2 protein-coding genes are annotated in these 2,622 nt (G+C 50.9%); one reads left to right on the plus strand and one right to left on the minus strand.

Annotation, left to right across the window (positions count from 1 at the left end; translation table 11 throughout):
- The first annotated feature begins 307 nt into the window (after positions 1-307).
- On the plus strand, positions 308-1,357 hold the full coding sequence (locus Q0241_RS05655; RefSeq protein WP_299374423.1) for a peptidoglycan bridge formation glycyltransferase FemA/FemB family protein: 1,050 nt from the start codon (positions 308-310) through the stop codon (positions 1,355-1,357).
- 162 nt (positions 1,358-1,519) lie between these two features.
- On the opposite strand, the gene Q0241_RS05660 is transcribed toward Q0241_RS05655, so the two are convergent.
- On the minus strand, positions 1,520-2,622 hold a 1,103-nt coding region (locus Q0241_RS05660; protein ID WP_299374426.1), incomplete at its 5' end, for a YeeE/YedE family protein.

Here is a 2,622-nt window from a genome sequence, read left to right on the forward strand (position 1 = left end):
CTTTGCGGCAAGGTTCACTGCGCGGCGATGATCGCGTCTTCTTTCTTTGTTATAAACCGCTACTACCTTCGCCATAAAACCTTGTATCCCTTTTGATAGTGATCCAACCTAACTCTTCCTTATCGTTGTTTCATCGTTCGTGTAGGTCACCTACACGTCTCTAAGTAAAAGCTAGGTTTAATAACTATGGTTGTTGAACTTATGTAAGAATAGCACGAATATATCGGGAAATCATTTACAAAGCCATAGATAAAGCATTATGGATAATAGATGATTCATAAAAAAATTAGCGAACAACAGCTCTTATATGCCTCAAAAATCGCAAAAAAAATTAACGTCACAAAAACAGACCAAGCCAGTCGCTAAAGCATCTAGTTCATCACCGGACGCAAATCTATTAGCTATCAAATGGAATGACGTTTCCGTGCGCCAGTGGCGGGACCTTGTGCGTAAGGCAGAGCAATCAAACCTGTTGCAAAGCTGGCCCTATGCACAAGCTGTCTTGGTAACCGAACGTCTGGTTGGCAAGTTTGCCACCATCTACTGGCAAGGGCGTATTGTCGGTATCTGTCAGGTGTTGGAACAGCGATTACTCGGCGTCTTTCACAAGGTTCGGCTCTATCGCGGGCCACTGTGGCTGGAACCCGATATCCCGCAAGAGGTTCATGAATTCTTCTGGGCGGAAATTCAAAAACGCTACCCATCGCGTCCCTGGCGGTTTAGATACTTCCTGCCCGAAATGCCGGATACAGATGCTAACCGTGCAATGTTGGCGAAATTTGGCCTCAACCGCATTCAGACCGATGGCTATTCATCTATCTGGCTGGACCTGACACAGCCCGAAGAAGTCTTACGCGCGAACCTGAAACAGAACTGGCGCAATACGCTCAACCAGTCAGAGAAAAAAGGCCTGTCGCTTGATTTAGACACAGAGGGTAAACACCTGAACTGGCTGTTGAAACGCAGCGAGATGGACAAGATCCTCAAGGAATTCAAAGGGCCAAGTCCCGCCTTGGTCGCACACCTGAAACGCTTTACAAAAGACCGGGGTGAATTCCTGTTGATGCGGGCATTGCAAGACGGACCAAATGGAGAAGAAAACAGAGAAGCTATTGGGGCCATCCTATTGTTCCTGCACGAAGGCAGTGCAACCTATCTGGTGGGCTGGAATTCGCAAGAAGGACGCGATGCCCGCGCACACAACTACCTACTGTGGAATGCCTTGTTGGAGCTAAAAAAACGCGACGTCAAATGGCTCGACCTCGGCGGAATTAATCCCGATGATGCCAAGGGCGTAACCTTCTTCAAAAAAGGCCTCGGCGGCACCCCCTTCACCCTCATCGGCAGCTACAACTAAGTGGCTATAGCCACTGTCTCGTTATAACGACTTCTAACTATAACCGATTTACTCTTCCATCTTTTTTCCTGTTCAATAGTTGCTATACTTGATTTCTATTCAAGGCGTGAAGAGAGACGTGTAGGCGACCTACACGAACGATGAAACAACGCAGAACAGAAGTTAAGTAGAGTAACTATAGGTCTTGCGTATTCTGACGCCGATCATATTCCCGGCAAGCGCTGCGAACAGCCAGACCCAGCCGTGTACACTGCCCGATGCGACGCCGCTGAAAAAGGCACCGATGTTACAGCCATAGGCCAAACGCGCGCCATAACCCAACATCAAGCCCCCTATAAGGGCCGTAACAATGCCTTTGGCCGTGACGTTCTGCGATTTGCCAAACTTTCCCGCCAGAACCGCCGCGCTCATGGCACCTGCCACGATACCGATGTTGGTTGCAGAGGCATCGGTTTTGAAGAGTGATCTATCAAGAGCCGCCATCCGGCCTGACCAATAAGGAATATCGGACAGATCCGCGCCAAAGAAAGACACCATCTTGCCACCCCACAGGGTAATGCCTGATGTAATCCCCCACGGGTGCCCCAGCAACGCCAGCATCGCGAAGTTCAACAAGGCCAGTGCCACAGCCCCGAACACGAGCGGCCATGGTCCTTCGGTGATACGTTGGAACAAGGGAGTTGTGGGCCTGTCCTCTGCCTCGTTCACCAGAAAATTTCTGTTTTCGACCCTGCGGACAAAGAGATAGAGCAAGGCAAAGACAATCAGATGCAGGATCAAAGCCTGTTCCCATCCCCAAAGATTTACCATGGAAACGGCTTTCCACTTGGGCAATGCGTGCCAGAAGGGCAGGTGCACCGTCGCGATGACCGACCCCAGCATAAAGGTGATCAGGGTCACCACCATACGAATACTGCCCCCACCAACAGTAAAGAGCGTACCACTGGCACAGCCGCCCGCGATTTGCATGCCGATGCCAAAAACAAAGGCCCCTACCACGACCCCCGTTCCCGCTGGTGCGACAAAGCCCGATGCCCTGTGCCCGAGAATGGTGCCGCTATCGAGCACCGGGAAGAAAAGCGTGACGACAACCGCAAGCATAACAATCTGTGCCTTAAGCCCTGCCCCCCAGCCCTCTGTCAAAAAACGTCGCCATGCCGAGGTAAAACCAAACGCCGCGTGATAGAGACTAATACCAAGGGCAATGCCCAGTCCCGTCGCGATGGCAGGTCGCTGACCCATATAAAAATACAACACAACAAGCG

The sequence above is a fragment of the uncultured Kiloniella sp. genome, from assembly GCF_937128705.1.
Taxonomy (GTDB): domain Bacteria; phylum Pseudomonadota; class Alphaproteobacteria; order Kiloniellales; family Kiloniellaceae; genus Kiloniella.

What these genes read in the sequence shown, in the direction of transcription:
- Q0241_RS05655 (WP_299374423.1), top strand. Translation starts at nt 308, where the DNA reads ATGCCTCAAAAATCGCAAAAAAAATTAACGTCACAAAAACAGACCAAG.